The sequence below is a fragment of the Bradyrhizobium mercantei genome, assembly GCF_001982635.1.
Lineage (GTDB): Bacteria > Pseudomonadota > Alphaproteobacteria > Rhizobiales > Xanthobacteraceae > Bradyrhizobium > Bradyrhizobium mercantei.
Window position 1 is genome coordinate 215,306 of the sequence record NZ_MKFI01000002.1, and the last position, 26,865, is coordinate 242,170.

General features: G+C 64.0%; 15 protein-coding genes and 1 pseudogene. 7 read left to right on the forward strand and 9 right to left on the reverse strand.

The features are described from left to right. Window positions 1–130: 130 nt before the first annotated feature. The 3 genes and pseudogenes from BI327_RS08640 to BI327_RS08650 form a co-directional block, all read right to left on the reverse strand. Window positions 131–4,072 carry a beta strand repeat-containing protein gene (locus tag BI327_RS08640; protein ID WP_245334804.1) on the reverse strand — a complete coding sequence of 1,314 codons (3,942 nt, stop codon included), beginning with the start codon at window positions 4,070–4,072 and terminating at the stop codon, window positions 131–133. 819 nt (window positions 4,073–4,891) lie between these two features. Continuing rightward, window positions 4,892–5,281: pseudogene (locus BI327_RS43060) on the reverse strand (DUF4347 domain-containing protein); the annotation flags it as partial. Between the two features lie 92 nt (window positions 5,282–5,373). After that, window positions 5,374–5,715, reverse strand: coding sequence for a hypothetical protein (locus BI327_RS08650; protein WP_076859629.1), 342 nt, complete (start codon window positions 5,713–5,715; stop codon window positions 5,374–5,376). A gap of 685 nt (window positions 5,716–6,400) precedes the next feature. Here BI327_RS08650 and BI327_RS08655 point away from each other — a divergent pair. After that, entirely contained in the window at window positions 6,401–10,804 is a 4,404-nt protein-coding gene (locus tag BI327_RS08655) for a DUF6625 family protein (protein WP_083741991.1), read from the forward strand. 43 nt (window positions 10,805–10,847) lie between these two features. Here BI327_RS08655 and BI327_RS08660 read toward each other — a convergent pair whose 3' ends face one another. Next, window positions 10,848–11,474 (reverse strand): class I SAM-dependent methyltransferase, encoded by a 627-nt coding sequence (locus BI327_RS08660; protein ID WP_076859633.1) that lies wholly within the window; start codon window positions 11,472–11,474, stop codon window positions 10,848–10,850. A gap of 215 nt (window positions 11,475–11,689) precedes the next feature. Here BI327_RS08660 and BI327_RS08665 point away from each other — a divergent pair, with 215 nt between their 5' ends. The 3 genes from BI327_RS08665 to BI327_RS08675 all read left to right on the forward strand — a co-directional run bounded on the left by BI327_RS08665 (window position 11,690) and on the right by BI327_RS08675 (window position 14,207). Then, window positions 11,690–12,589 carry a hypothetical protein gene (locus BI327_RS08665; protein ID WP_083741992.1) on the forward strand — a complete coding sequence of 300 codons (900 nt, stop codon included), beginning with the start codon at window positions 11,690–11,692 and terminating at the stop codon, window positions 12,587–12,589. 353 nt (window positions 12,590–12,942) lie between these two features. After that, on the forward strand, window positions 12,943–13,332 hold the full coding sequence (locus tag BI327_RS08670; protein ID WP_143271560.1) for a hypothetical protein: 390 nt from the start codon (window positions 12,943–12,945) through the stop codon (window positions 13,330–13,332). 320 nt (window positions 13,333–13,652) lie between these two features. Continuing rightward, the gene (locus BI327_RS08675) at window positions 13,653–14,207 is read left to right on the forward strand and encodes an SGNH/GDSL hydrolase family protein (protein ID WP_159450421.1); all 555 of its coding nucleotides are present in this window, start codon (window positions 13,653–13,655) and stop codon (window positions 14,205–14,207) included. 57 nt (window positions 14,208–14,264) lie between these two features. On the opposite strand, the gene BI327_RS08680 is transcribed toward BI327_RS08675, so the two are convergent. Beyond that, window positions 14,265–15,185 carry an alpha/beta fold hydrolase gene (locus BI327_RS08680; RefSeq protein ID WP_076859637.1) on the reverse strand — a complete coding sequence of 307 codons (921 nt, stop codon included), beginning with the start codon at window positions 15,183–15,185 and terminating at the stop codon, window positions 14,265–14,267. Between the two features lie 144 nt (window positions 15,186–15,329). Here BI327_RS08680 and BI327_RS08685 point away from each other — a divergent pair, with 144 nt between their 5' ends. Together BI327_RS08685 and BI327_RS42630 are read left to right on the forward strand one after the other, a co-directional pair. Further along, a complete protein-coding gene (locus tag BI327_RS08685) occupies window positions 15,330–15,788 on the forward strand; it encodes a winged helix-turn-helix transcriptional regulator (RefSeq protein ID WP_083741994.1) in 459 nt (152 codons plus the stop codon). A gap of 84 nt (window positions 15,789–15,872) precedes the next feature. Continuing rightward, window positions 15,873–16,040, forward strand: a complete 168-nt coding sequence (locus tag BI327_RS42630; protein ID WP_016847764.1) for a hypothetical protein — start codon at window positions 15,873–15,875, stop codon at window positions 16,038–16,040. Between the two features lie 12 nt (window positions 16,041–16,052). Here the strand turns inward: BI327_RS42630 and BI327_RS08690 are convergent, their stop codons facing one another. Beyond that, entirely contained in the window at window positions 16,053–16,871 is an 819-nt protein-coding gene (locus BI327_RS08690; RefSeq protein ID WP_076859642.1) for an aminoglycoside phosphotransferase family protein, read from the reverse strand. A gap of 201 nt (window positions 16,872–17,072) precedes the next feature. On the opposite strand from BI327_RS08690, the gene BI327_RS08695 reads away from it, so the two are divergent. Continuing rightward, entirely contained in the window at window positions 17,073–17,330 is a 258-nt protein-coding gene (locus tag BI327_RS08695; protein ID WP_076859644.1) for a hypothetical protein, read from the forward strand. An 18-nt stretch (window positions 17,331–17,348) separates the two neighbouring features. On the opposite strand, the gene BI327_RS08700 is transcribed toward BI327_RS08695, so the two are convergent. From BI327_RS08700 to BI327_RS08710, 3 genes are all read right to left on the reverse strand, one after another. Then, entirely contained in the window at window positions 17,349–18,689 is a 1,341-nt protein-coding gene (locus BI327_RS08700) for a PQQ-dependent sugar dehydrogenase (protein WP_076859647.1), read from the reverse strand. Between the two features lie 142 nt (window positions 18,690–18,831). Next, window positions 18,832–20,325, reverse strand: coding sequence for an HWE histidine kinase domain-containing protein (locus BI327_RS08705; RefSeq protein ID WP_076860691.1), 1,494 nt, complete (start codon window positions 20,323–20,325; stop codon window positions 18,832–18,834). 16 nt (window positions 20,326–20,341) lie between these two features. Then, complete coding sequence (locus tag BI327_RS08710) at window positions 20,342–26,632, reverse strand: HAMP domain-containing protein (RefSeq protein ID WP_076859649.1); 6,291 nt, start codon at window positions 26,630–26,632, stop codon at window positions 20,342–20,344. Window positions 26,633–26,865: the final 233 nt, after the last annotated feature.

Here is a 26,865-nt window from a genome sequence, read left to right on the forward strand (position 1 = left end):
GCACTCCCGCTTGCAAGAACGGCGGCCGCCGTCAGTTGCAGGAACCGACGCCGGCCGATAGCGCTCGGACTTGATCTCATCTGCTGACAGGAACGGGCGCAGCCTGCGCCCGTTCCTCTCCTCTTCCTCGTTACGAGTCGTGTTTCGACACGTGGTCCATCCAGTTCGGACGGTCGTCGGTATGACCGACACTGCCGCTGGCATTGCCGTGGTTCGGATCGTTCGCCGAGCCCGCGCTCGACTGATTGAGCTTGGTCAGCAGACTGTCGGCCAAGCCCTTGATGGTGGTGAGATCCGTCGCCAGTTGGCTGCCGCCGTCGTGGTTGAGGCCCAGGATGGCATTTTCCAGCTCCGTCAGCTGCGACTGCAGCAACATCGCCCGCAACGGTCCGACGACACTGCTCTGATCGATCGATGTCGTCAGGTGCGGGTCGTGACCAGACTGTCCGGTCGCGCCGCTGGTACCCGTTGCTCCGCTTGCGCCTGTTGCACCGCTTGCATCAGTTGCACCCGTAGCTCCGGTGCTACCCGTTGCTCCCGACGCGCCCGTGCTTCCGGTGGCTCCCGTTGCGCCGGCCGGCGGATCGAGCGTCCACACCGTGTAGGTGTGACCGTCGAAGGTTGCGCTGCCGCTGTTGGAGTAGAAGCCGGCACCAACCTGGTTGCTGCTGTCGATGGTCACGCGTCCGCCATCGAAGGTCAGCTGGCCGGTACCATTCCAGGTCGGCACCGCGGCACCCACACCTCCGATGCTGTCGCCAGCATTGAAGTTTTGCACGGATGGGTTGCTGCCGGCACTGTTCGACACGTGCAGGAGATCGAGGCTGTTGACGGTTCCCGGCGCCATGTTGATCGTCAAGCCGCCGTTGTTCGTTCCCTCGATCACGACCGTCGCGTTGTAGGCGTCGATCGTTCCGGACAGGTTGTTGCCGGTCACGATCAGCGTCTCGTTCGTCGCAACGATCGTCGCACCGCCGGTCGGGCCGGTCGCGGTCTCGACGTGCGCACCGAGCCCGGTTGCTCCCGTTGCACCGGTTGCTCCCGTCGATCCGGTCGCACCCGTTGCGCCGGTCGAACCGGTCGCGCCCTTCGAGCCGGTGGCGCCGGTCGAGCCGGTCACACCGGTGGCTCCCGTCGAGCCGGTTGCACCCGTCGCGCCGGTCGAGCCAGTTGCGCCCTTCGAGCCGGTGGCACCGGTCGAGCCGGTCACACCGGTGGCTCCGGTCGAGCCGGTTGCACCCGTCGCACCGGTCGAGCCGGTTGCGCCCTTCGAGCCGGTGGCACCGGACGAGCCGGTCACGCCGGTGGCTCCGGTCGAGCCGGTTGCACCCGTTGCGCCGGTCGAGCCGGTTGCGCCCTTCGAGCCGGTGGCACCGGTCGAGCCGGTCACGCCGGTGGCTCCCGTCGAGCCGGTTGCACCCGTTGCACCGGTCGAGCCGGTTGCGCCCTTCGAGCCGGTGGCACCGGTCGAGCCGGTCACACCGGTGGCTCCCGTCGAGCCGGTTGCACCCGTTGCACCGGTCGAGCCGGTTGCGCCCTTCGAACCGGTGGCGCCGGTCGAGCCGGTCACACCGGTGGCTCCCGTCGAGCCGGTTGCACCCGTTGCACCGGTCGAGCCGGTAGCGCCCTTCGAGCCGGTGGCGCCGGTCGAGCCGGTCACACCGGTGGCTCCCGTCGAGCCGGTTGCGCCCGTGGCTCCAGTCGAACCGGTCGATCCGGTTGCACCGGTGTTGCCGGTTGCGCCGGTGGCTCCGGTTGCGCCGGTGTCGCCAGTCGCACCCGTGGCTCCGGTTGCGCCGGTATCACCCATCGCACCGCTGGCGCCGGTCGCGCCGGTGTCACCCGTCACGCCCGTGGCTCCGGTTGCGCCGGTGTCGCCTGTCACACCCGTGGCTCCGGTTGCGCCGGTGTCACCCGTCACACCCGTGGCGCCGGTTGCACCGGTGTCACCGGTCGCACCCGTGGCTCCGGTTGCACCGGTGTCGCCGGTCGCACCCGTGGCTCCGGTCGCGCCGGTGTCACCCGTCACGCCCGTTGCGCCGGTGTCGCCAGTCACACCCGTGGCGCCGGTTGCGCCGGTGTCACCCGTCACACCCGTGGCGCCGGTTGCACCGGTGTCACCTGTCGCACCCGTGGCGCCGGTGTCACCCGTCACGCCCGTGGCTCCGGTTGCGCCGGTGTCACCCGTCACGCCCGTGGCTCCGGTTGCGCCGGTGTCGCCCGTCGCACCTGTGGCTCCGGTTGCGCCGGTATCGCCGGTTGCACCTGTGGCTCCGGTTGCGCCGGTGTCACCCGTCACGCCCGTGGCTCCGGTTGCGCCGGTGTCGCCGGTTGCACCCGTGGCGCCGGTTGCGCCGGTGTCACCCGTCACACCCGTGGCGCCGGTTGCGCCGGGATCGCCGGTTGCACCTGTGGCTCCGGTTGCGCCGGTATCGCCGGTTGCACCTGTGGCTCCGGTTGCGCCGGTGTCGCCTGTCACACCCGTGGCGCCGGTTGCGCCGGTGTCGCCGGTCACGCCCGTGGCGCCAGTCGCGCCGGTGTCGCCTGTCACGCCCGTGGCGCCGGTTGCGCCGGTGTCGCCAGTCACACCCGTGGCTCCGGTTGCTCCGGTGTCGCCCGTTGCACCCGTGGCTCCGGTCGCGCCGGTGTCACCCGTCACGCCCGTGGCTCCGGTCGCGCCGGTGTCGCCAGTCGCACCCGTGGCGCCGGTGTCGCCTGTCACGCCCGTGGCGCCGGTGTCACCCGTTGCACCCGTGGCGCCGGTTGCGCCGGTGTCGCCCGTCGCACCTGTGGCTCCGGTTGCGCCGGTGTCGCCCGTCACGCCCGTGGCGCCGGTTGCGCCCGTCACGCCCGTGGCTCCGGTTGCGCCGGTGTCACCCGTCACGCCCGTGGCGCCGGTTGCACCGGTGTCACCTGTGACACCCGTGGCGCCGGTGTCGCCCGTCGCACCCGTGGCTCCGGTTGCGCCGGTGTCACCCGTCACGCCCGTGGCGCCGGTTGCGCCGGTGTCGCCAGTCACACCCGTGGCGCCGGTTGCGCCGGTGTCGCCGGTCACGCCCGTGGCGCCGGTTGCCCCCGTATCGCCTGTCACACCCGTGGCGCCGGTCGCGCCGGTGTCACCCGTCACGCCCGTGGCTCCGGTTGCGCCGGTGTCGCCGGTTGCACCCGTGGCGCCGGTTGCGCCGGTGTCGCCCGTTACACCCGTGGCTCCGGTTGCACCGGTGTCACCCGTCGCGCCGGTCGCGCCGGTGTCGCCCGTTGCACCCGTGGCGCCGGTTGCGCCGGTGTCGCCCGTTGCACCCGTGGCTCCGGTTGCGCCGGTGTCGCCGGTTGCGCCCGTGGCGCCGGTGTCACCGGTCACACCCGTGGCGCCAGTCGCGCCGGTGTCACCTGTCACGCCCGTGGCGCCGGTGTCGCCCGTCGCGCCCGTGGCTCCGGTGTCGCCAGTCGCACCCGTGGCGCCGGTCGCGCCGGTGTCACCCGTTGCACCCGTGGCGCCGGTTGCGCCGGTGTCACCCGTCACGCCCGTGGCGCCGGTTGCGCCGGTGTCACCCGTCGCACCCGTGGCGCCGGTCGCGCCGGTGTCGCCTGTCACACCCGTGGCGCCAGTCGCGCCGGTGTCGCCGGTTGCGCCCGTGGCGCCGGTGTCACCGGTCACACCCGTGGCGCCGGTTGCGCCCGTGGCGCCGGTGTCACCGGTCACACCCGTGGCGCCAGTCGCGCCGGTGTCACCTGTCACGCCCGTGGCGCCGGTGTCGCCCGTCGCGCCCGTGGCTCCGGTGTCGCCAGTCGCACCCGTGGCGCCGGTCGCGCCGGTGTCGCCCGTCACGCCCGTTGCACCAGTCGCGCCGGTGTCACCCGTCGCACCTGTGGCTCCGGTATCGCCTGTTGCTCCGGTTGCGCCTGTCGAACCGGTGTCACCGGTTGCACCCGTCGCGCCGACATCGCCCGTGGCGCCGGTTGCGCCGGTGTCACCCGTGGCGCCGGTTGCGCCTGTCGAACCGGTGTCGCCGGTCGCACCTGTCGCGCCGGTATCGCCCGTGGCGCCGGTTGCGCCGGTGTCACCCGTCACACCGGTCGCACCCGTCGAACCGGTAGCGCCGGTGGCTCCGGTTGCGCCTGTCGAACCGGTGTCGCCGGTCGAACCCGTCGCACCAGTCGAACCTGTTGCGCCCGTCGATCCTGTTGCACCCGTCGAGCCGGTTGCACCCGTCGAACCCGTTGCACCGGTCGAGCCTGTTGCGCCCGTCGAGCCAGTTGCACCGGTCGAACCCGTGGCACCGGTTGATCCTGTCGCACCCGTCGAGCCGGTGGCACCGGTTGATCCTGTCGCACCCGTCGAGCCGGTGGCGCCGGTCGATCCTATTGCACCCGTCGAGCCGGTTGCACCGGTCGAACCCGTGGCTCCGGTTGATCCTGTTGCACCCGTCGAGCCAGTTGCGCCGGTCGAACCCGTGGCGCCCTGATTGCTTGGAATGGAAGCGCCCGAGAAGGTATCCCCGCTAGCAGTTCCCGGCGTGAAGGTATTCGTATTAGCGTTGTACGTAGCAACAGCGCTCCCGCTTACGTTACCCGCGAAAATCGCGTACGTGTCGGTCGCGCTCGAAACCACGACAACTTGAGAAAAGTTCGTGAAGCCCGTTGGGACTCGATTGAGCAACATAAAGCTGCCGACAATCGTGCCAGTGGTCGTGTCCACCACAAAGAACGTGTTAACCGTCTCGGACCCGTTGTTTTGAGCAATTGTGCCAGTAAATGTCAGGTCGTAAGTCGCCAGCAGACCCGCATAGGCGCCAACACCCTCGACCCGGAGCGGCGGGCAGATTGCTTCAGCGTGGCCTCCAGATAGCTGCCAGGTTCCCCCTAGCGCTGCTGCACCGATCTTGCCGACCGCAGAACTGACCTGAACGTCAACAATTGCTTCGAGACTTTCAACGAAGAAGGCGCCGATTCTTCCCTGGCCAGTCTCGCAGCTCCACAGCCGCAAATCTCCAGCTTCGCGCAACGCTTCGCCGATTGCCGTCAGATGCGCCGCGTCACGAGCAATGGTCTCCGCCGACCACTCACCGCTGGTGAAACAAACCCGCCCAGGCGCGCCATGCGCGACGATGTGGATCGCATCGAGGCCGCTGATCCCCTCGAGGACTTCGGCCATCTGCTGCGCGGCGGGCCGGCGGTGATCGAGCACGACGGCCTGCACCTCGGGCCGCAAATTCTCGAGCAGCGTGTTGAGATCCGGAACGAATGAATCGACAAAAAGAATCTCGGACTTCCAGCCCATCTGCCTGGTCCTTTCGTCAAAAAACAAATGTTGGGCCGCGCGTTGTCGACGCTCGGCCCGAAATCAAAAAAATAACGCCGCCTGGCAAACGCTCAGGCGGCGGGTCCGCGTGCTCCACTCATCGGCGGAGTATCCAAGTCACTTCGAACTGAAAGAAATTCGGCCGGCGTAAATTCGCCGTTCTGTTCAAACGTGCCGATGTCGTAGGCGCCGGACACCCGTGCCACCTTGAGGCGGATCTCGACGGCATTGAACTGGTTCGATGCATCGGGAAGCGTGACCTGCGACACGATCGCTTTCGTATTGCGGTCGACGATGAAGTACGTGACGTTCTGAGTCGTTTGCCCGCGCGGCAAAGTTCCCGATACGAGAATCTCGTGAATGCCCATCGCGGAGAGGACGCCGGCGTAGGCCTCGATGCCCGCCGCCGTCATCGGCGGCCTCGCGTGCGCATGTTTCGTGGAAACGCCCGGCTTAGCTACGCAATCATTCGACATGAAAAAACTCGATACGCTATCCGCGATCGCCCCAAGCCCGGGCGCCGCAGTGAAATTGTCAGTCTGAAAAACACCCATTTCCAAGCAGTGCGGGAACTAAGCAGCCCGGGAACCGCGTTGGCCTCAATCTCAGAAAATTAACGACAACTAGAAGTTTACCCCAACGGGCGAGAATTGCTCTTTTAAAGCCGATTGAATCATTCCTAGCAAGAGATTTTTAATCAATGTCAGGTTCCGCTGCATCCGAGCAAATACGGGGCGGTCGCGTCACGGTGCTCGATTCACCGTAAAGCGGCTTTGCTTTCCTCATCGGATGATTTTGCATTAGTGTGAGAGATATCGAGGGGATGCGGACGAAGATTGCTCGTCCGTCTCGATCCGATCGGCAGATTTTCGCCGATCTGGAACCGGGATTAACCATAGTTCATAGAGTTCGCGCCGTGTCAGATGCCAAGCGGCTTTGCCTCAACAGGATCGTCGAAGACGAGACGGCAAGCCTGCGTCGCCGTCTTAAATCTGTCGCACTCCATGCCGGGCGTCTTCCCAGATCCGCCGATCCATGCGCCAGGCGCACCGATATCGGCGGATCACGGACACTTTCTTGAACCGGTTGGCACCACACATGGCCAGGCAAACCATTTGTCTAAGCATGATCGTCAAGAACGAGGCGCCGGTCATCGAGCGTTGCCTTCGATCCGTGCTTCCAATCATTGACGATTGGCTGATCTGCGACACGGGCTCGACCGACGGCACGCAGGAGATCATCCGCACCTTCTTCGTAAAACATGGCAAGCCGGGCGAATTGCACCAGCGGCCGTGGAAAGACTTCGCGCATAATCGCAGCGAGGCCCTCAGGCTTGCGCGCGTCAAGGCCGATTACACCCTCATCATCGATGCCGACGATACGCTCGAGCTGTCTTCAGATTTCAAGCTGCCGCGGCTGACCCTCGATTCCTATTCGTTCGATATTCTCCATCAGCAACTGCGATATCCTCGCACCCAGCTCGTGCGCAACACGCTGCCATGGATCTACGAGGGTGTTCTGCATGAGTTTCTGGCCCGGCGCGACGCCAAGGGAGACCGGATATTTCCAGAGAACCGGTCGCACGGTCCGCTGCCGGGTGTTCTCATCCATATGACGGAGGAAGGCGCGCGGCGACGCCAGTCACAGGCCGACCGGTACAGCCGCGACGCCGCCGTGCTGGAAGCCGCCCTGACGACAGAGACCGATCCGTTTCTCGTGGCGCGCTACACATTCTATCTCGCTCAGAGTTATCGAGACGCAGGCGAGCGGGAGAAAGCGCTCGCGCTGTATCTCAGGCGCGCGCAACTCGGCTTCTGGCAGCAGGAGGTTTACGTCAGCCTGTGGGCGGCGGGCAGATTGAAGGTCGAGCTCAATTATCCCGCGGAGGAGATCATCGAAGCCTTCGTTTCGGCCGCCCACGCCGACCCCGAGCGTGCCGAAGCGCTGCATGATGCCGCAAGATATTGCCGGGACCGGCAGCGGTTTCAGCAAGGCCATGATTTCGCCAGTCGCGCCATAGACCTTCGCTCTCCGGACGGCGCCTTGTTTGCGGAGCCATGGATCTATGACTACGGCGCACTCGATGAATTCGTGGTCAACGCCTATTGGGCGGGAAGATACGAGGACGCGGTGAAGGGCTGCCGCTTGCTTCTCGCACCGAGCAGCAAGCTTCCGGAATCGGAAAAGCAGCGCATCGAGGCCAACCTGCGATTTGCCGTGGAGGCGATCGAGAAGCGCAACAGTGCCGCAGATCCCGAGCCTCCCGAGGCCGAACCGGCCACCGTATCGCGTCCGTCGGACCAGGTGACCCAAACTGATCCGAGTCCAGTCGCACCAGCAAATGACCAAGTGAACGTAGTGCCTGCAAATAGGATCCACGTCCTCGGCGTTGCACACACCGTACCCCATGTCGACTATCTGGTGTGCGCCTTCACGGCTAAGGTGTTGTTGTTCTCGGACGTAATTCAGCCTTATGGATGGCATGTCGTCGAGTACAGCAACGAAGGCTCCAGTAGCTCTGCGCGGGAGCATATCGTAATCCTCAGCGCGGAGCGGTTGCGAACGTTGAGTAAGCGCACCTCGCGCGAAGAGCCAATGGACGCTGACGTCAACAATCAAGAGCTGCAGCGCGAGTTCCAGCACATCCTTGTCGAAAAGCTCAAAGGGCGCGTCCGAAAAGGCGATATCGTCTGCCATGTCTGGGGACCCAACATGGAGGTCTATGAGGCATTCCCGGATTGTCACCACGTCGAATTGTGCGTCGGCTACACGGCCTCGCCCGGATTGCCGTTTCGCATCTACGAAACCAGCGCCTGGATGCATTGGCATTACGGCAAGGCCGGGCACGAAGACGGCAACAACTACAAGTGGGCGATTCCTTCGCCCATCGACACGGAGATATGGAAGTATTGCGCTGCCCCCGGCAACTACGCGGTATTCCTCGGCCGCGTGACTTCGAGAAAAGGCATCAATACGCTCGTCGAAATCGCCCGGCGCCTTCCTGAACTTCCAATCCACATCTATGGCCCCGGCGACACCTCGCCGTGGGCTGATGCACCCGCCAATATCGTGTTCAAGGGGCCCGTCTTCGGCCAGGACCGCATCGAAGTGGTCAGACGCGCGCGCTGCATGTTGATGCCGACCGTCTTCATCGAGCCATTCGGAAATTCCGGCGTCGAAGCTCAGCTTTGTGGCGTACCGCTGATCGGAACTACGTTCGGCGCATTTCAGGAGACGGTCATAGATGGCGTCACTGGCTTTCGGTGCAACACCTTGGCCGACTGGATCGAGGCGATACGTGTCAGTGCCACCCTCGACCGCCGCCGGATCGCGGAGATTGCACGCACCCGCTATTCCAAGAACGTCATAGGACAACAATACGATCGCGCCTTCAGGCAGCTTGCGGACTTGTCGGGTCGCGGCTGGTACGCGGAGCAATCGCACAAGTTCGCCCATCCCTCCAATGCGACGGTAAACCCGGCTGAAGAGGTGGCGATCAGCAGTCCGCGGAAACCGAGGATCTGGCTGTACATGCCGTATTTCGGCACGTTGCCGAACTACTTCCAGCTCTATCTTGATTCGCTTGCGCGAAACCAGGATTGCCTCTCGGTCATTCTCGTCACGGACATCGATCTGGCCGGCTATCGCGTGCCGGCGAATCTGATCCGGGCCTCCATGACGCTCGACGAGATCCGGGAACGAGCCGCTCGCCTGCTGGCCGAGGAGTTTGGCGTTTCGGCAGCGCCCGACACGCTCATCAAGGGACCCTATAAGCTCTGCGATTACAGGGTGACCTATCTCAGATTGTTCTACGATATCAGTCAGCGATTGGGTCTCACTGACGAAGATTTCGTCGGCTGGGGTGACTGCGACGTCATTTACGGGCGATTTTCGGACTTCCTCGATCTGACGGACAATTACCAGATCATCGGCGGCTATCACGGACATCTGACGGCATTTCGCAATATCGAGCCTTTCCGCAACCTGTTCAGATCGATCGATGGATTATCGGCGCTGTTGATCGACGATAAATCGCACATTGTCGACGAAGTCGCTTTTCGAAAGCCGCTCCTCGAATTCCTGGAGCAACGCAAATACAGGATGTTCTACGCGAACAGATATCTCTGCGACATCGTTCCTCAGCAGTTCTTTGGCCTTTTCCGGCATGATCACGCGCAGCGTCCCAGCAACTTCTTCGATGCGTACAACCCGGACAAGGACATCGAACACGTATGCTGCGATCGAGAGGGCCGGCTATCGGTCGCCTACAAGGGCGGCGAGTCGCGACGGGCCATCTATTGTCACCTGCAGAAGCGCAGCGTCGCGGTCCAGCCCGATGGCTACGAAAATGGATACTTTATTCAAGAGAACGCCTTCATGCCCATCGATGCCGTGAACCAGAGCCCGCCCGATCCTGCGCTCAAGGCTTATCTGAGCGAGCCCGGCCCCCATCGTCTGGAAGTCGGCGCCGGATGGAATGTGAGGGATGGATGGTTCTCGACCGACCTCGATCCGCCACCGGGCCTGCCTTGCATGAAGCTCGACGCGACCAAGCGCTTCGAGATTCCCTCCGACGCTTTCGACTACGTCTATTCGGAGCACATGATCGAGCATGTCCCGTTCGACGATGGCCTGAACATGCTCGAGGAGTGCTACCGAATATTGAAACCCGGCGGAACGATCCGCATTTGCACGCCGTCGCTCGGCTTCCTGTCGCGCGTCATTTCGTCCGACCGGGGACTTGTCGAAGATCAATACCGCCGCTGGTCGGTCCAGACCTTCGTCCCGAATGCGCCGGCGGTGACGAACGCGTTCTTTCTCAACAATTTCGTCCGCAACTGGGGTCACAAATTCATCTACGACCGCGAGACACTCGAGCTCGCCTTGCAACTCGCGGGCTTCGAAAAGATCATCGGCTGTGAACTCAACGAGAGCGCACATCCATCGTTGCGGGGCTTGGCGAACGTCGAAAAGATTCCCCCCGGATTCCTCGATCTCGAAAGCATGGTGTTTGAGGCCACCAAGCCGGTAAGTACCGAAAGCAGCGCGAGGGGACGGATCATCTCGACCGGAAAGCACGCGACACAGAGCTCGATTTCGCCGTGGTCGCGCGAAGCGACGCCGGAAGCCGACGCCGGCAGGGTCGTAAGTGGCACCTTCACCGGTTCTTACAACAGTCATACGAACCTCGATTCCCCAGCGTGGTGGCGAGTTGATCTGGATCGGGTGCAGCAGATCAACGAAGTCCATATCTACAATCGCGTCGACGCCAATCCGGCGATCAGGGCACGTCTGAGCAGGCTCGAAATCCAGGTGTCCGACGACGACAGGAACTGGCACACGGCGTTCCGCAAAGAGACGGCCGTCCCCCTGGGCGGAAGACACGGACGAACTCCGTTTATTTGGAAGCCGGATGCAGCCGTCTCGGCCCGCTTTCTGCGTATTCAGCTTCTGGAGCGGCAGTATCTGCACCTGGAGCAGGTCGAGATTTTCGGTCCATGAGGCCGACCCGGAGTGGTCGCTACGCGGTACCAGCCTGCAAAGCTCAACAGAACCGTTTGGCAACCACCTGCGAGTTCGGAGACCAGATCAGGCGCATTCGATGAAAGTACAGGTTCAAGAACGCATCGACGGCGGGCTTGGGCGTATCGAGAATATCTTTGAACGGCGCATTTGGATGCCTCCATAGATAGTCGTCGAATACCATGTGACCACCAACCTTCAAGAGCTCGAACGACAAAACGGCATCAGCAAGAACATCCGGGGCTTCATGCGAACCGTCAATGTAGATCATATCGAAGTATTGCTTGAACCCCTCGCCTATCAGTTTCGCAAGCTGATCGGTTGACCGGCCCTTGCGAGCGATCAGTTTCACAGGGTGTTGCGCCCGCTTGGCGGCATCTGCGACGTTGTTTTGGAAGCGGATCTCGACAGCTGACATGTTAACACCGTCAGCCTTATGCTCGGAGCCTCCTTCCCACGTGTCGATGCATTGGATCTCGATTGGACGCTGCGATGCACAGGCGTCAATCAGGTAACAGGCGCTTGCACCTTCATAGCTGCCAATTTCCAGAATTCTTTCCGGTCGAATTTGTGGAATCAGTTGGTCCCATACCAGACGTGCGGTGACGTCAAACCAGTTGTTGGTAAATCCGGAAACAGTGTCAGTCATCGAACACACCTCATGCCAATCTGTGCGGAGTTCGGATTAGGCGATACCGTGATTTCCAAGCAGAGGCCGTCGGGCCAGGCTTCGCTCGAATTTGACACTAGCAGCTTTTCGAACAAGCCAGGGTGGCGGGAGGTCGCCATAAATCGATCTTGCCAGCGGATCACGGCAAGCAGAGCAATGCCGATTTCGGGGATCGATCTGGGACGTAGACCGTTATGCTTGTGCTGGCTGTCATCGCCAGCACAAATGGTGGGATTGCCATGGGCATTTCGAAACGCGTCTTTCGGTCGAAGCCGGTAGCAGCCATCATACCCCCGAACCCGGATCGGCTGACCCTCCGTTCGGTCCCGCTCGAGCTCGCCGGTGACTGGGGCCGTATGCTTCCCGCCTCGGTGCTGCATGTGCTCGAGCGCATGCGTGCAGCCTGCTTCGACGCTGTGCGCCTCGTCTCGGACGACCAGCCCGAGCGCCTGCGGGTTGACGAACACACATCCGGCGGCCCACCTGCGATCTGGCTGCATTCCGGCGAAAGCGATCTCGCCTGGATCATTGTTGATGTCGGCGAGCGTGACTGGTCGAAGCTTGCTTATCAGTTTGGCCACGAGCTCGGTCATGTTACCGCGAACTCCTGGCGATTTACCGCGAGGCCGGGTGGGCCCTGTCAATGGCTCGAAGAGGCGATGGTCGAGGCGTTCGCGCTGCGCGGCCTCGCGCTGCTGGCTGATAGCTGGTCGCGCGATCCGCCATTTCGGGATGACAGCGGCTTTGGTGCCGCCGTCGCCATGTATCGGCAGAACATCGTCGAGCGCTACGGGAAGCTGGCCATCGAACAGGGTAACCCAAAGGAGTTCAACGCTTGGTTCAGTCAGCATCGCGCTGCGCTCGAGGCCCAGCGGGGCCTCAGCTCCTTCGCTCAAGTGGCCTCACTTTCGATACTCACCGAATACGAGCGCGCTCCGAGCGCGATGGAAGCACTTGGGGCACTGAACAAATGGCCAGGGCGCAGTTCCATCGCGTTGGAGGAATATTTTGATGCTTGGCAGGCGAGCTGCCGGAAGTTGCGTGCCGCGGCAGATCTCCCACTTCGGCTACAAATGCTGCTCGGTCTTAGCTAAGCCCGCCGAATGGGGTGTTCGGGCGAACTCGAACGCCCGGCCAGCCGTGACTTGAACCGTAGCAATTAGAAGGCACGGTTCGAAAAATCCCAGCTAACTCAGTGGAGTTGACAGGATACCCCTTCCGCCAGATGTTGGGGGCGCCAGCCCAACGAGCCGGCAGCCCCCGACACCTACAAACCCATCGAGTCAGTCAGCGCCAATCTCCGCACCGGAGGTTGCGGCGCCTGAGTGATGCTCGTCACGGCGCTGGGCAATGGAAAGCTTCAGGATGCAGGGCATGGGAGACCAAGGGGTCTCTTCTCAAACCAGGAGGGAATGCCATGGCCTGCGGAATGCGAGAGACGATTACGGTGAGTTACTGGGGTGTGTGCTGGAAGTGGGGCTTCATCCCCTACCCCTGCAAGAAGACGAAGACGGAAGTGAAATACCAGTATGACTTCCGTCCCTGGCGCACCAGGTTCAGCTGGTCGCCCTTCCGTCGCAGCTACGAGGGCTGTTGCAACGGCGCGCTGTTCGGATGGTCGTACTGGACCTGGTCGCCGTTCGGCACCGGCAACGGACCCTGGATCGACCAGACCTTAACGTATTTCTCCGACTCGCAGATTGGTTCGACTGGCCCCTGTCCGTTCCAGAGCACATCCAGTCAGCCTGCGAAACGGTCGGAGGCAGCTAGCGGCTCAATCGTGCCGGCTGAAACTGCCGATGAGCTCTACGAGGACCATGGCTGTCCTTGTGTCTAGGCGCATCCGGGTTCGCTGCGGACCCGCTTCGCCTACCCATCGTCGAGCGCTTGCAGCCCGGCCGGTGAACGCCGGTCGGGCATCTTTCCAACGGTCGCGCGCAACAGAGGTAACGGGTTGCGCGCTGCCGTATCCCATCACCTCTCGTGACGTGCGTTCCGCAGAATGTGATCGCTGCGGCACGATGTGATTGTTTCCGAGTATTGCTCTGGCCGGAGCCGCGATGCTACCTCTGGCGAGCAATGCGTCGTGCACTACCTTGGGTTTTGGCCGTCACTTTCCTGATTGGCTTTGTCGCTTCCTTCACTGAGCTGCAAAGGATGCGCGACCGCTTCGGTGAAGTGTCCAGGCACGCCTTTCACGATCATGCAGCGGTGCGCGAATTCATGATACGTGCCGCGCTCGCCGACGCATCTGCCCCGATTGTCGTGCTTGGCGACAGCATCACCGAAATGGCTCCGCTGCCGCGGCAGCTCTGCGGGCGTCCGGTAATCAACGCCGGCGTCGGCGGCCAGACCATCCGCGAGGCCAAGCAACTCGCCCGGCGCCTGCTGGACGACCAAGGCGCGTTCCTGCTCGTCCTAGCGGTGGGCGCGAACGACGCGCGATCGCCAACGGCGCAGCGCGATTTCGCCGATCTCATCGAGACCGTGAAGCCGCTGTCGACCCGGCCACTGGTGGCGATCGCCGTCGCAGCCGACGCAGCAACCAATCAGGCGATCGAAGCCGCCGCAGTTGCGGGCGGCATTCGGTTTATCGACCCGCATTTGCCGCCTGGCGCGAAGATGGCCGACGGCATTCACTTCACCGCAGCCGCCTACAGAGCCTGGGTACCGGCACTCGACGCAGCGATCTCGGCGGAATGCACGATGTGATGTGCGCAGGGCCGAACCCCGGCGTGCTCTGCTCGCAGCGTTCGATCGAACACGCGCTCAGGTCTGCCGGACGAACTCCGCGATCAGGCCACCGATTTGCTCGGGCGCATCTTCGAAGCAGTAATGCCCGACGCCGGCAAGGCGCCTGACCGGTGCGGCCGGAAAGATCGCGGAAAACAGCGGCAGGAAATGCTCTGCACGCAGCGTGCGGTCCGCTTCGCCCCAGATCGCGAGCGCCGGCTTGCCGCGGATCAAGCGGTCGGCAGCGGGATCGGGCGTCGCGAATGCATGTGCACCGGTGGCAAAGCCCTTGGCCCATCCGATCGCGCCAAGGCAGTCGGCCGGACGCGCGAAGGGCGCTCCGTAAGCCGCGAGCCAGGCGTCGGTGATGACGGCGTTGTTCTCGAAGCCGTTGAGCTTGAGTGTGCTCAGGATGTTGAAGCCGAGTTGCCCGAGAACCGGCTCGAGTTCGCTGCGCGCGTCGGCCTTGGCGATCCATTGAAACCAGGGCGACGCCAGCGCATTGGCCGTGACGCGCTCGAACAGGTCGCTTTGCCCGAACGGCGTCGGCCCGTTGGCCGAGATGATGCGGCGGATACGCTCCGGATGGCGGGCCGCGAAGCCCATGCCGACCGGACCGCCGAAATCATGCATGATGAGGGTGATGTTGCTGAGATCGAGCGCAAGGACCAGCGCTTCGAGATTGTCGACATGGTCCTGCAGCCAATCGCTGCGCTGCGCCGGCGTCGCGCTCTTGCCGAAGCCCATGTGGTCCGGAACGACCACGCGGTGCGTCGCGCTCAGCACCGGTACCAGGTGGCGGAACAGATAGCCCCAGGTCGGTTCGCCGTGCAGGCAAAGCACCACCTCGCCGTCGCGTGGACCTTCGTCGACGTAGTGCATCCGGAAGCCGGGAGCCGCGCTGAAATGCGGCGCGAATGGAAAAGTGCCGTCGAACGTGGCGTCGGCCTGGATCATGGTAGTCCTCGCATGGTTTTAAGTTGAAACCGCTGTGTATCGCTTGAGGTTTTACTTTGCAACCGGTATATCGGGCTCACATGGTGGTGCCCCTACGCGCACCATCGATCGACACGCGAGATCAGGAGCGCCAGGCGAATCGCGATGGCCAAGAGAGTGAGCCACAGGGACTCGATGTGCGGCGTGGCCCGGCCGCTGGATGCGATCGGCGACTGGTGGTCGCTGCTGATCGTCCGCGATGCGTTCGAGGGGCTGCGCCGGTTCGGCGAGTTTCAGAAGAGCCTCGGGCTAGCCAAGAACATCCTGTCGGCCCGGCTCCGCAATCTGCTGGCGCACGGCATCATGGAGACGGTGCTCGCAGCCGACGGCAGCCCCTACCAGGAATATGTGCTGACCGAAAAGGGACGCGGCCTGTTCCCGCTCCTCGTTGCGCTCCGGCAATGGGGTGAGGATTTCTTCTTCGAACCCGACGAGGCGCATGTGCTCCTGGTTGATCGCAAGAACGGATTGCCGGTGCGGCGGCTCGAGCTGCGCGCGCAGGATGGACGCGTCGTTGGCGCGGAAGACACGATGGTGCGGCTACCTTCGATTGCACCTGAGTGAGAACACGCCTGCCGCCTACGTCGTCGGCCGCAACCGGATGTTAACCCTCCTTGCCGCAGCATCGGCCGCGTGGAGGTTCGATCAATGCAGACATTCCGGATTTCGCTGAGCGATGGGACGCGGCAATTCCACACGGCGATTCAGGCGCCGGATCCCGCCTCCGCGCGCATCAAGGCCGCCTACTTCTTCGACATATCGAAGTGGCGAATCCTGAGTGTGTCGCTGAGCGGAGCCAGTGCCGCGGCGGCCTAGTCGCTGCGCGCCCTACGCCATCCGGTCGAGTTCGGCCGCGGCAAGCCTTGCAATCTGCAGGTCGATTTCGGCGAGCGGATCACCATCGCCGAGAAACCATGCTGCCGACAAGCCGGTCCAGGCGACGATCCATGACAGCAGGCGCCGGCGATCGAGCCGCGCTGCTTCTACGACAATGTCCAGACGTCGCGCAAAGCGTCCGGGTTCGGTTGCGACCGGCCGTGTCGGATCCGCGAGATCCGGATTGGTGAAGATGTTGGCGAAGTCGAAGCCACGCTCGCCGACGAGATGCTTTGGATCGATCGCGAGCCAGCCGCGCGTGCCGAAGTCGAGCACATTGTCATGGTGCAGATCGCCATGCAGCACCACGATCTCGCGCTGATCGCCGAGCAACGCTTCGGCAATCTCCGCCGACCGATTCAAGATGCCGCCATGCGCCCTCGCCGCCGGCCAGAGCTCGCGAAACCAGTCCTTGAGTGGCGTCAACTCCGGCTGCGGTTTCGCGCGCCGGGCGTGCAGCCGATCGGCCGTTGCACAGAGGATTCGGCAGGCCTCATCGTCCCTGCCGGTGCGCGCCATCTCGCTGAGCGAGGCCGGTCCCGTTGCCCTTTCGAGCAGGAGTGCATCGCCGTCACGGGCAAGGACGCGCGCCGCGCCGTCTCCGTCCCACCACGCCATCACGACCGCGCCGAGGCGTTCGTCCGGCTCGTGCGAGACCTTGAGCATGGCCGGCTCGCCGTGCCGCCGCACCGGCAGTAACCGCGCGGCGTGCGTCACGATCGGGTCGCCGTCGGGGACGAGGCTCCAGGCTGAGAGATAGGGGGTGAACATTCGGGCGGACCGGCTGGCGACGAAGAAGCGAGACTTGAGGTTCTAATCATTGCGCCCACGCGCTGCCATGCTGGTTCCCCGCGGCGCATCGTGGCAGGCAGCGCGAACCAGTTCCCTGCTTGCCCTGCCCATGTTGGCTGATGACAGCCCCCACCCTTCTCGCGTTACAATGTCGCAGCCGGTGGTACGGAGGATGTGGCGATGCCGCGAAAGGGAATTACCGGACACGACGATTGGGTGCTCACCGAGGCCCTGGCCACGGCGCTGGTCGCGCTCGAACAATTGCCGTCGAAGCACCAGCCGCGCGCGCATATGGAGGATGTCCGGAAAATCCTCACCGCGCGATGCGAGGCCGGCGCCGTCACGCTACACCTCGCGCAAGCCAAGTGCCGGTTGTTTCCGGATACCGACCCCCTCACGATCTACGAGGAATACGGCCTCAAGGATGGACTCGGATAGCGGCAGCCGATCGAGCGGTTAGTCGCGGCTGACGCGCCAGATCGTGCCGTTGCCGTCTTCGGAGACCAGCAGCGCGCCGTCGCGCGCCACGGTTACGCCGACCGGACGGCCCCAGACCTCGTTGTCACCGAGGACAAAGCCGGTGACGAAGTCCTCGTACTCGCCGGTCGGCACGCCGTCCCTCAACCTGATGCGAATGACCTTGTAGCCGGTGCGCTTCGACCGATTCCAGGAGCCATGTTCGGCGGCAAAGGCATCGCCGCGATACTCCGCCGGAAAACTGCTGCCGGTGTAGAAGGTCAGGCCGAGCGAGGCAGAGTGCGCCTGCAACAGCACGTCGGGGACCGTCACCTTGTCCTTCAGATCGGGCCGCTCGCCGGCATGCGCTGGGTCTTCGTTGGCGCCGATATAGTACCAGGGCCAGCCGTAGAACGCGCCTTCGCGAATCCGCGTCACATAGTCAGGCACGAGGTTGTCGCCGCGGCCGTCGCGCTCGTTGGTCGAACACCACGGCGTGCCGCTACCGGGCTGGATCGCAAGCCCCACGCAGTTGCGGATCCCGGTGGCGAACAGCTTCTGGTTCTTGCCGTCGGGATCGAAGGCGAGCACGGCGGCGCGATCGGTCTCGGCTCCCCAGGCTGCGCCAAGCGCATGGTCGCGGCTCCATGCCTCGATGCCACCGGGCGGCTGGCCCAGCCCCTCGCCTGCGTTGCCGGCGGAGCCGACCGACACCAGCATCCGCTTGTTGTCCGGTGTGAACACGATGTCGCGGGTCGAATGGCCGTAGCCGTGCGGCAGGTTGGCGACGATCGTCTCAGGCTTTCCCTGTGCCTTGAGATCGCCGTTGCTGTAGGCAAAGCGCACGACGCTGTCTGTGTTGGCGACATAGAGCCATTGCGGATTATCGCCGCTCGGGAAGAACGCGACGCCGAACGGCCGATTTAGTCCGGTTGCGTAGATTTCATTGGCAAAACCCTTGGCACCACCGGCGCCGCGCAGGACGCGGATGCGGCCGGGGCCGGTTTCCACGACGATGATGTCGCCATTGGGAGCGGTCCGGATGATCCGCGGTCCGCTCAATCCGCTCGCGAACAGCTCGATCTTGAACCCCGCCGGCACCTGCGGCACTACGGAGGCGGGTCGCTGCACGACGCGCGATGAATTGCTGCTGGAGGCCGTCGCCCCCGGCTTCGGCAGGTCTTGCGGTGTGATCAGACGCACCGTGCCCGGTCTGTCGCGCTGCCAGTCGCCGAACGCTTCCGTGCCTTTCAGGACCGGCTCGGCCGCAGCGCCCGTGATGCCGATCGCTGCGAGGAGGATAACCGACAGACCTGCGCCGGCCAGATTTGTCTTGGGCATATGCTCCTCGCGCGATGTCCCTGTCAGTTGCAGAGTTCATAGCGCGGTTCGACCGCCGGCCGCGGTCACAATGTCGTCTGCCTCGTTGTCGTTGGAGGCGCTGCGTGTCGGATCGAGGGCCCGATGATCGATCTGCGCCGGATCAAACCCTGGAACTGACCATCGGCTTGCGCTCGGCCGCCGCCGACAGGTCGCGATAGGCCGCGGCTTCTCCAACCAGCGCCTTGAGAGGAACCGTGAGCCGGCAGATCAGGCCCTCGGCGCGCCAATCGAAATCGGCCTGGCCGCCGAGCTGGGTCTCGATGCTGGCGATGACGCTACGGGTACCAAAACCCTTCTGCTTCGGCTTGGTCACCGGAGGCCCGCCGGATTCCACCCAGGCCAGGATCAACGCGTCGTCCTGTACTTCCCAGGTGATGGCGAGCCGGCCCGGCAGTACCGACAGGCTGCCGTATTTGGCCGAGTTGGTGACGAGCTCATGCAGCGCCAGTGCCAGCGTCTGCGCGGTCGCGGGCTGCAACTGCACCTCCGCGCCCTCAATCTGGATCTGCCCGGCCTCGGAATACGGCGCGATCTCCTCGGTCACCAGCCGCCGGATTTCCGCGCCCTGCCAGCTCGACAGCGACAGCACGGTGTGGACGCGCGCCAGCGCCGTGATGCGGCCCTCGACCGCCCGCACATAAGCAGTGACGTTCTGCGCACGCGTCAGCCGCACGATCGATTGCGCGAGTGCGAGCGCATTCTTGGCGCGATGATCGACCTCGCGGGTCAGGAGACTCTGCCGCTCCTCGGCCTTCTTGCGATCGGTGATGTCGACGGTGACGCCGCTGACCCGCACCACCCTGCCGTTCCTGTCGCTGGTGGCGGCGGCCGTGCCGACGCACCAGCGGATCTCGCCGTCCGGCCGGACGACGCGGAATTCGGCCTCATAAGATGTGTGGCCGTTGCCGAAGCCGGTCCAGCCCTGCCGGAGTTGCTCGACATCATCAGGGTGAAACAGCGCCTGGATATTGTCTGAAGTCAGCGCGAAGGATTTCGGGTCGACGCCGAAGATCTTGTACTGCCCCTCGTCCCACATCCAGTCGCCGTTGACCCAATCCCAATCCCACGAGCCCATCTTGCCCGCGGCAATCGCCATGCTGCGGCGCGCCTCGCTCTCGACCAGCCGCGTCGTCGACTGCTCGAGCTCGGCGGTGCGGGCGCGCACCCGGTCCTCGAGCTCGGCATTGAGGCGTTCGAGCTGCCGTGTCTTGCGGTAGAGCTCGGCGAACACGCGGATCTTTGCGCGCAACACTTCCGGGACGACCGGCACCGGGACGTAGTCGACCGCGCCCATCTCATAGCCGCGCAGCCGGTCGATGTCGCTGACTTGAATGGCCGAGATGAAGATCATCGCGGTCTTTTGGAAGCGCGGATGCTCCCGGATCATCGCCGCGAGCTCGAAGCCGTCGAGCTCGGGCATGCAGACGTCGACCAGGATGACCGCGACTTCGTTCTTGAGCAGGAACTCGAGCGCCTCGCGGCCCGACGATGCCGCGACGAGCGTTTCACCGAGCTCCTTCAGGATGACCTCATAGGCCAGCAGCTTAGCCGGCTGGTCGTCGACCAGAAGGATGTTTACCTTTTCGTGGTCCATCATGTTCGATCGCCGATCAGCGGTGCAGCCACATGCGGATCGCCAGCAGCAGTTGCTCTGTATTCACGGGTTTCGCCAGATAGTCGGACGCGCCTGCTTCCAGGCATTTCTCGCGGTCGCCTTTCATCGCTTTCGCTGTCAGCGCGATGATCGGCAGCCGCGCAAAGGCGGGATTTTGCCGGATGGCGCCGATGGTCTGGTAACCGTCCATCTGCGGCATCATGATGTCCATCAGCACGATCGCGATCTTCGGATTGGACTCGACCAGCGAGATCGCCTCGTGACCCGTTGTCGCAGTCAACACCTTCATACCTCGCCGCTCCAGCACGCTCGACAGCGCGAAGATGTTGCGAGCGTCGTCGTCGACCAGCAGCGCGGTCTTACCAATCAGATCCTCATCGGAACTATTGAGCTTCTCCAGCATCCTCTGTTTTTCGACGGGCAATTCCGTGATCACACGGTGCAGGAACAGTGACGTTTCGTCGAGCAGGCGTTCGGGCGACTCCACGCCTTTGACGACAATGCTGCGGGCCATCGTGTGCAGTTCCGCGTCTTCCTCCGCCGAAAGTTCCCGCCCCGTAAACACGACAACGGGAATATTGGAGAGCGTCTCGTCCTTGCGGATCTGATCCAGCACCTCGAAACCGCTCATGTCGGGCAGGCGCAAATCGAGCACGACGCAGTCGCAGGGATTTTCGCGCAGCGTCGACAGCGCCCCTGCCCCGGTACCGCTGGTCACGATCTCGATATCCTCGTGCCCGAGCAACTCGGTGATGCTGAGTTGTTCCGCCGCATTGTCCTCCACGATCAGGAGGCGCTTGCGACGCGGCCTTGCATATTCCTTGATCTGCGACAGCGCCGCACTGACGCCTTCGGTCGTGGTCGGCTTGTTGACGAAGGAGAACGCGCCGCGCGCGAGTGCGTGTTGCCGATCCTCGTCGAGCGTAATGATCTGCACCGGGATGTGACGGGTCAGCGGATTGTGCTTGAGCTGGCTCAGCACGGTCCAGCCCAGCATGTCCGGCAGGAAGACGTCGAGCGAGACCGCGCTCGGCTGGAACTGCTTGGCGAGATCAAGCGCCTCGGCGCCGCGGCTTGCGACCAGGACCTTAAATCCCTTGTCGCGCGCCAGATCGATCAGCACCCGTGCATAATGCGGGTCGTCCTCGACGATGAGCAGGATGGTGTCGCCGGGCTCGAGATTGAGCCGGTCGTCCGGCAGCTGCTCGATTACGCGCTCCTGCGTGCCCGAGGCTTGCAACGACGGTGCCACCGTGTGCGGCATCGCGATCGGCTGGGCCTGCGGGCGCAATGCCACCGACGGCCCGGCATATTTCAACGGCAGATAGAGCGTGAAGGTCGAACCCTTGCTTGGCGCGCTGCGCAGATGGATCTCGCCGCCGAGCAGGCCCGCCAGCTCACGGCTGATGGCGAGGCCCAGACCGGTGCCGCCATATTTGCGGCTGGTGCCGGCGTCGGCTTGCTGGAACGCCTCGAAGATCAGCTTCTGCTTGTCCTGGGGAATGCCGATGCCGGTATCCGACACTTCGAACGCCACGACCGCGGGTGCGGCATTGAGGATCGGATGCTCCGCGCTCCAGCCGCCGAGCGCGGCCGATACCGTCAAACTCACGCCGCCGTCCGCGGTGAACTTGAATGCATTCGACAGCAGGTTCTTCAGCACCTGCTGCAGCCGCTTCGAGTCGGTGACCATGCTGCGCGCAAGGTTGGCATCGACATCGATGCTGAAGGTGAGATGCCGGTTCTCCGCCTCGTGCCGGAACGGCCGTCCGACGGTCTCGAGCAGGCTCGATGTCAGGATTTCCTCGGCCTCGACCGTCACCGTGCCGGATTCGATCTTGGACAGATCAAGAATGTCACTGATCAGGTTCAACAGATCGGTGCCGGCGCCGTGAATGGTGCGTGCGAACTCGACCTGCTTGCCGGTGAGATTGCCGTCCGGATTCTCGGTGAGCTGCTGACCCAGGATCAGGATCGAGTTCAGCGGCGTCCGCAGCTCGTGCGACATGTTGGCGAGGAATTCGGACTTGTACTTCGAGGTCAGCGACAGTTCGGTCGCCTTCTCTTCCAGCGCGCGTCGGGCCTGCTCGATTTCCTGGTTCTTGCGCTCGACGTCGACGTTGCGTTCGGCGAGCTGCTGGGCCTTCTGCTCGAGCTGGTCGTTGGTCTGCTGCAATTCCTTCTGCTGGGTCTGCAACTCGCCGGCGAGCTGTTGCGACTGTTTCAGCAGCGCCTCGGTCTGCATCGTCGCCTCGATGCTGTTGAGCACGATGCCGATGCTGTCGGTGAGCTGTTCGAGGAAGGTGATCTGCGAGGTCGTGAACGACGAGACCGAGGACAATTCGATCACCGCCTTGACCTGGTTCTCGAACTGCACCGGGAAGACCACCAGGTTCTTCGGCATGATCCGCATCAGCGCCGAATTGATCGGCACCGCATCGCCGGGAATGTCCGAGACCAGGCGCTGGCGCTTGTCGAGTGCGCACTGCCCGATCAATCCCTCCCCGAACTGGACGATCTGCGGATGCGGATTGCTGCTGTCGCTGGCATAGGCCGACAGCAGACGCAGCTGCGCATTCTCGGGATTGTCGACCTGGTAGATCACGCCCATATGCGCGTTGATCAGCGGCGCAAGCTCCGTCAGCAGCAAACGGCCGACGGTCGCGAGGTCGCGCTGGCCCTGCAACATGTTGGTGAAGCGCGCCAGGTTGGTCTTCAGCCAGTCCTGCTCGGTGTTGCGCTCCGTCGTGAGACGGAGGTTGCCGATCATCGTGTTGATGTTGTCCTTGAGCTCCGCGACCTCGCCGCGCACGTCAACCTGGATCGAGCGCGTCAGGTCGCCCTTGGTCACCGCAGTCGCGACTTCCGCGATCGCGCGCACCTGCGAGGTCAGGTTGGCCGCCAGCAGATTGACGTTGCCCGTGAGGTCCTTCCAGGTGCCGGCGGTGCCGGGCACGTTGGCCTGACCGCCCAATCGCCCCTCGACGCCGACCTCGCGCGCCACGCTGGTGACCTGTTCGGCAAAGGTCGCAAGCGTCTCCGTCATGTTGTTGATGGTGTCGGCGAGCGCGGCCACTTCGCCCTTCGACTTCACCGTGAGATTTTGCTTCAGGTCGCCGTTGGCGACCGCGGTCACCACCTTGACGATGCCGCGCACCTGCTCGGTCAGGTTCGCCGCCATGACGTTGACGGTGTCGGTGAGGTCCTTCCAGGTGCCGGCGACGCCACGCACCTCGGCCTGGCCGCCGAGCTTGCCTTCGGTGCCCACTTCGCGCGCCACACGCGTTACCTCGCCGGCGAAGGCGTTGAGCTGGTCCACCATCGTGTTGATGGTGTTCTTCAGCTCGAGGATCTCGCCCTTCACGTCGACCGTGATCTTGCGCGACAGGTCGCCGCGCGCCACGGCGGTGGTGACTTCGGCGATGTTGCGGACCTGGGTGGTCAGGTTCGCGGCCAACAGGTTGACGTTGTCGGTCAGGTCCTTCCACGTGCCGCCGACGCCGGGCACCACAGCCTGGCCGCCCAGCCGGCCCTCGGTGCCGACCTCGCGTGCCACGCGCGTCACTTCGGCGGCGAACGAGCGCAGCTGCTCGACCATCGTATTCAGGGTGTCCTTGAGCAGCAGGATCTCGCCGCGCACGTCCACCGTGATCTTCTTCGACAGGTCGCCGCCGGCGATCGCGCTCGCGACCTCAGCGATGTTGCGGACCTGGGCGGTCAGGTTCGACGCCATGAAGTTGACGTTGTCGGTGAGGTCCTTCCAGGTGCCGGCGACGCCGGGCACCTCGGCCTGGCCGCCGAGCTTGCCTTCGGTGCCGACCTCGCGGGCCACGCGCGTCACCTCGCCGGCGAAGGCGTTGAGCTGGTCCACCATCGTGTTGATGGTGTTCTTCAGCTCGAGGATTTCGCCCTTCACGTCAACCGTGATCTTGCGCGACAGGTCGCCGCGCGCCACGGCGGTCGTCACTTCCGCGATGTTGCGGACCTGCGCTGTCAAATTGCCGGCCATCGAGTTGACGTTGTCGGTCAGGTCCTTCCAGGTACCGGCGACGCCGGGCACGTTGGCCTGGCCGCCAAGGCTGCCGTCGGTGCCGACCTCGCGCGCGACGCGGGTCACCTCGCCCGCGAAGCGGTTGAGCTGGTCGACCATCGTGTTCAGCGTTTCCTTCAGCTGAAGGATCTCGCCGCGCACGTCGACCGTGATCTTGCGCGACAGGTCGCCGCCGGCGATCGCAGTCGCCACCTCGGCGATGTTACGGACCTGCGCCGTCAAATTGCCGGCCATCGAATTCACGGAGTCGGTCAGGTCCTTCCAGGTGCCGGCGACGCCGGGCACCTCGGCCTGGCCGCCGAGCTTGCCGTCGGTGCCGACCTCGCGCGCGACGCGCGTCACTTCGCCGGCGAAGGCGTTGAGCTGGTCGACCATCGTGTTGAGCGTTTCCTTCAGCTGAAGGATTTCGCCCGACACGTTCACCGTGATCTTCTTCGACAGGTCGCCCTTCGCCACCGCAGTCGCGACCTCGGCGATGTTGCGGACCTGCGCCGTCAGGTTCGAGGCCATCGAGTTGACGCTGTCGGTCAGGTCCTTCCAGGTGCCGGCGACGCCGCGCACCTCGGCCTGGCCGCCGAGCTTGCCCTCGGTGCCGACCTCGCGCGCCACGCGCGTCACCTCGCCGGCGAAGGCGTTGAGCTGGTCGACCATCGTGTTGATGGTGTCCTTGAGCTCGAGAATTTCGCCGCGCACGTCGACCGTGATCTTCTTCGACAGGTCGCCATTGGCGACCGCTGTGGTGACCCCGGCGATATTGCGGACCTGTGCGGTCAAGTTCGACGCCATGAAGTTGACGTTGTCGGTCAGATCCTTCCAGGTGCCGGCGACGCCGAGCACGTTGGCCTGGCCGCCAAGCTTGCCTTCGGTGCCGACCTCGCGCGCCACGCGCGTCACTTCCGAGGCGAAAGCGTTGAGCTGGTCGACCATCGTGTTGAGCGTTTCCTTCAGCTGAAGGATCTCGCCCGACACGTTCACCGTGATCTTCTTCGACAGATCGCCGCCGGCGATCGCGGTCGCGACGTCGGCGATGTTGCGGACCTGCGCCGTCAAATTCGACGCCATGAAGTTGACGTTGTCGGTCAGATCCTTCCAGGTGCCGGCGACGCCGGGCACCTGGGCCTGGCCGCCGAGCTTGCCTTCGGTGCCGACTTCGCGCGCCACGCGCGTCACTTCCGAGGCAAACGAGTTGAGCTGATCCACCATCGTGTTGATGGTGTCCTTCAGCTCGAGGATCTCGCCGCTGACGTCGACCGTGATCTTGCGCGACAAGTCGCCGCGCGCCACGGCCGTGGTCACGTTGGCGATGTTGCGCACTTGGGCGGTCAGGTTGCCGCACATCGCGTTCACCGAGTCGGTCAGGTCCTTCCACGTGCCGGCGACGCCGGGCACGATCGCCTGGCCGCCGAGCTTGCCGTCGGTGCCGACCTCGCGCGCCACGCGCGTCACTTCGGAGGCAAATGAACGCAGCTGATCGACCATCGTGTTGATGGCCTCCTTCAGTTGCAGGATCTCGCCGCGGACGTCGACCGTGATCTTCTTCGACAAGTCGCCGTTGGCGACCGCGATCGTCACCTCGGCGATGTTGCGGACCTGGCCGGTCAAATTGTTGGCCATCGAGTTGACGCTCTCGGTCAGGTCCTTCCAGACGCCGGTCACTTCCGGCACCTGGGCCTGACCGCCGAGCTTGCCCTCGGTGCCGACTTCGCGGGCGACGCGGGTGACCTCGGAGGTGAACACCGAGAGCTGCTTGATCATCGTGTTGACGATGTTTGCCGACTGCAGGAATTCGCCGCGCAGTGGCCTGCCTTCGACATCGAGCTGCACCGTCTGCAGCAGGTCGCCCTGTGCCACCGCGGCGACCGCGCGGGTCACCTCGCGAGTCGGCCACAGCAGATCGTCGATCAGGGTGTTGACCGAGCTCTCCATGTCGGCCCAGGCGCCGCTGGCGAGGCCGAAATTGACGCGCTGGCGGGTCTGTCCCTCACGGCCGACGACCTGTCCGACGCGCTCCAATTGCTGCGCCATGCGCTCGTTGGCAGCTGCGATTTCGTTGAAGGCGTCCGCGATCTTGCCGTCGATGCCGAGATAATCGCCGCGCATCCGGACCGAAAAGTCGCCGGCGCGCATCGCCTGCAGCGATTGCAGCAGATCGTGCGAGGAGTCGAGACTTCCGTTGGATGATTGGGCGCGGCGGGTATCAGCACGGGGACGAGGCGGCGAACCGAGATCGGTCATGGAATTTCCCCTACGCGCTGGCAACGAATCCAGGGACTCGGAAAAGCCAGTGTGACCATAAGAATGACTGCCCTTGATCTATTCAAGCGGGAAAACGCCAAAACCGCGATTTGTGACGCAAACCGAGTACCTTAATCGCGAGTGGAACCAAAAGTTCCCACGTGCATTGGAACTTTTTGGCTGACGGCGCAAACCGTTCGTATTGCTTGGTCCCCGCGGGCACGCGTGGTCTC

Excerpts from the sequence above, each read along its gene's own strand:
- BI327_RS08650 (WP_076859629.1), bottom strand. The coding sequence starts at position 5,715 with ATGACGGCGGCGGGCATCGAGGCCTACGCCGGCGTCCTCTCCGCGATG.
- BI327_RS08655 (WP_083741991.1), top strand. The coding sequence starts at position 6,401 with ATGGCCAGGCAAACCATTTGTCTAAGCATGATCGTCAAGAACGAGGCG.
- BI327_RS08660 (WP_076859633.1), bottom strand. The coding sequence starts at position 11,474 with ATGACTGACACTGTTTCCGGATTTACCAACAACTGGTTTGACGTCACC.
- BI327_RS08665 (WP_083741992.1), top strand. The coding sequence starts at position 11,690 with ATGCTTGTGCTGGCTGTCATCGCCAGCACAAATGGTGGGATTGCCATG.
- BI327_RS08675 (WP_159450421.1), top strand. The coding sequence starts at position 13,653 with ATGCGCGACCGCTTCGGTGAAGTGTCCAGGCACGCCTTTCACGATCAT.
- BI327_RS08680 (WP_076859637.1), bottom strand. The coding sequence starts at position 15,185 with ATGATCCAGGCCGACGCCACGTTCGACGGCACTTTTCCATTCGCGCCG.
- BI327_RS08685 (WP_083741994.1), top strand. The coding sequence starts at position 15,330 with ATGGCCAAGAGAGTGAGCCACAGGGACTCGATGTGCGGCGTGGCCCGG.
- BI327_RS42630 (WP_016847764.1), top strand. The coding sequence starts at position 15,873 with ATGCAGACATTCCGGATTTCGCTGAGCGATGGGACGCGGCAATTCCAC.
- BI327_RS08690 (WP_076859642.1), bottom strand. The coding sequence starts at position 16,871 with ATGTTCACCCCCTATCTCTCAGCCTGGAGCCTCGTCCCCGACGGCGAC.
- BI327_RS08695 (WP_076859644.1), top strand. The coding sequence starts at position 17,073 with ATGCCGCGAAAGGGAATTACCGGACACGACGATTGGGTGCTCACCGAG.
- BI327_RS08700 (WP_076859647.1), bottom strand. The coding sequence starts at position 18,689 with ATGCCCAAGACAAATCTGGCCGGCGCAGGTCTGTCGGTTATCCTCCTC.
- BI327_RS08705 (WP_076860691.1), bottom strand. The coding sequence starts at position 20,325 with ATGGACCACGAAAAGGTAAACATCCTTCTGGTCGACGACCAGCCGGCT.
- BI327_RS08710 (WP_076859649.1), bottom strand. The coding sequence starts at position 26,632 with ATGACCGATCTCGGTTCGCCGCCTCGTCCCCGTGCTGATACCCGCCGC.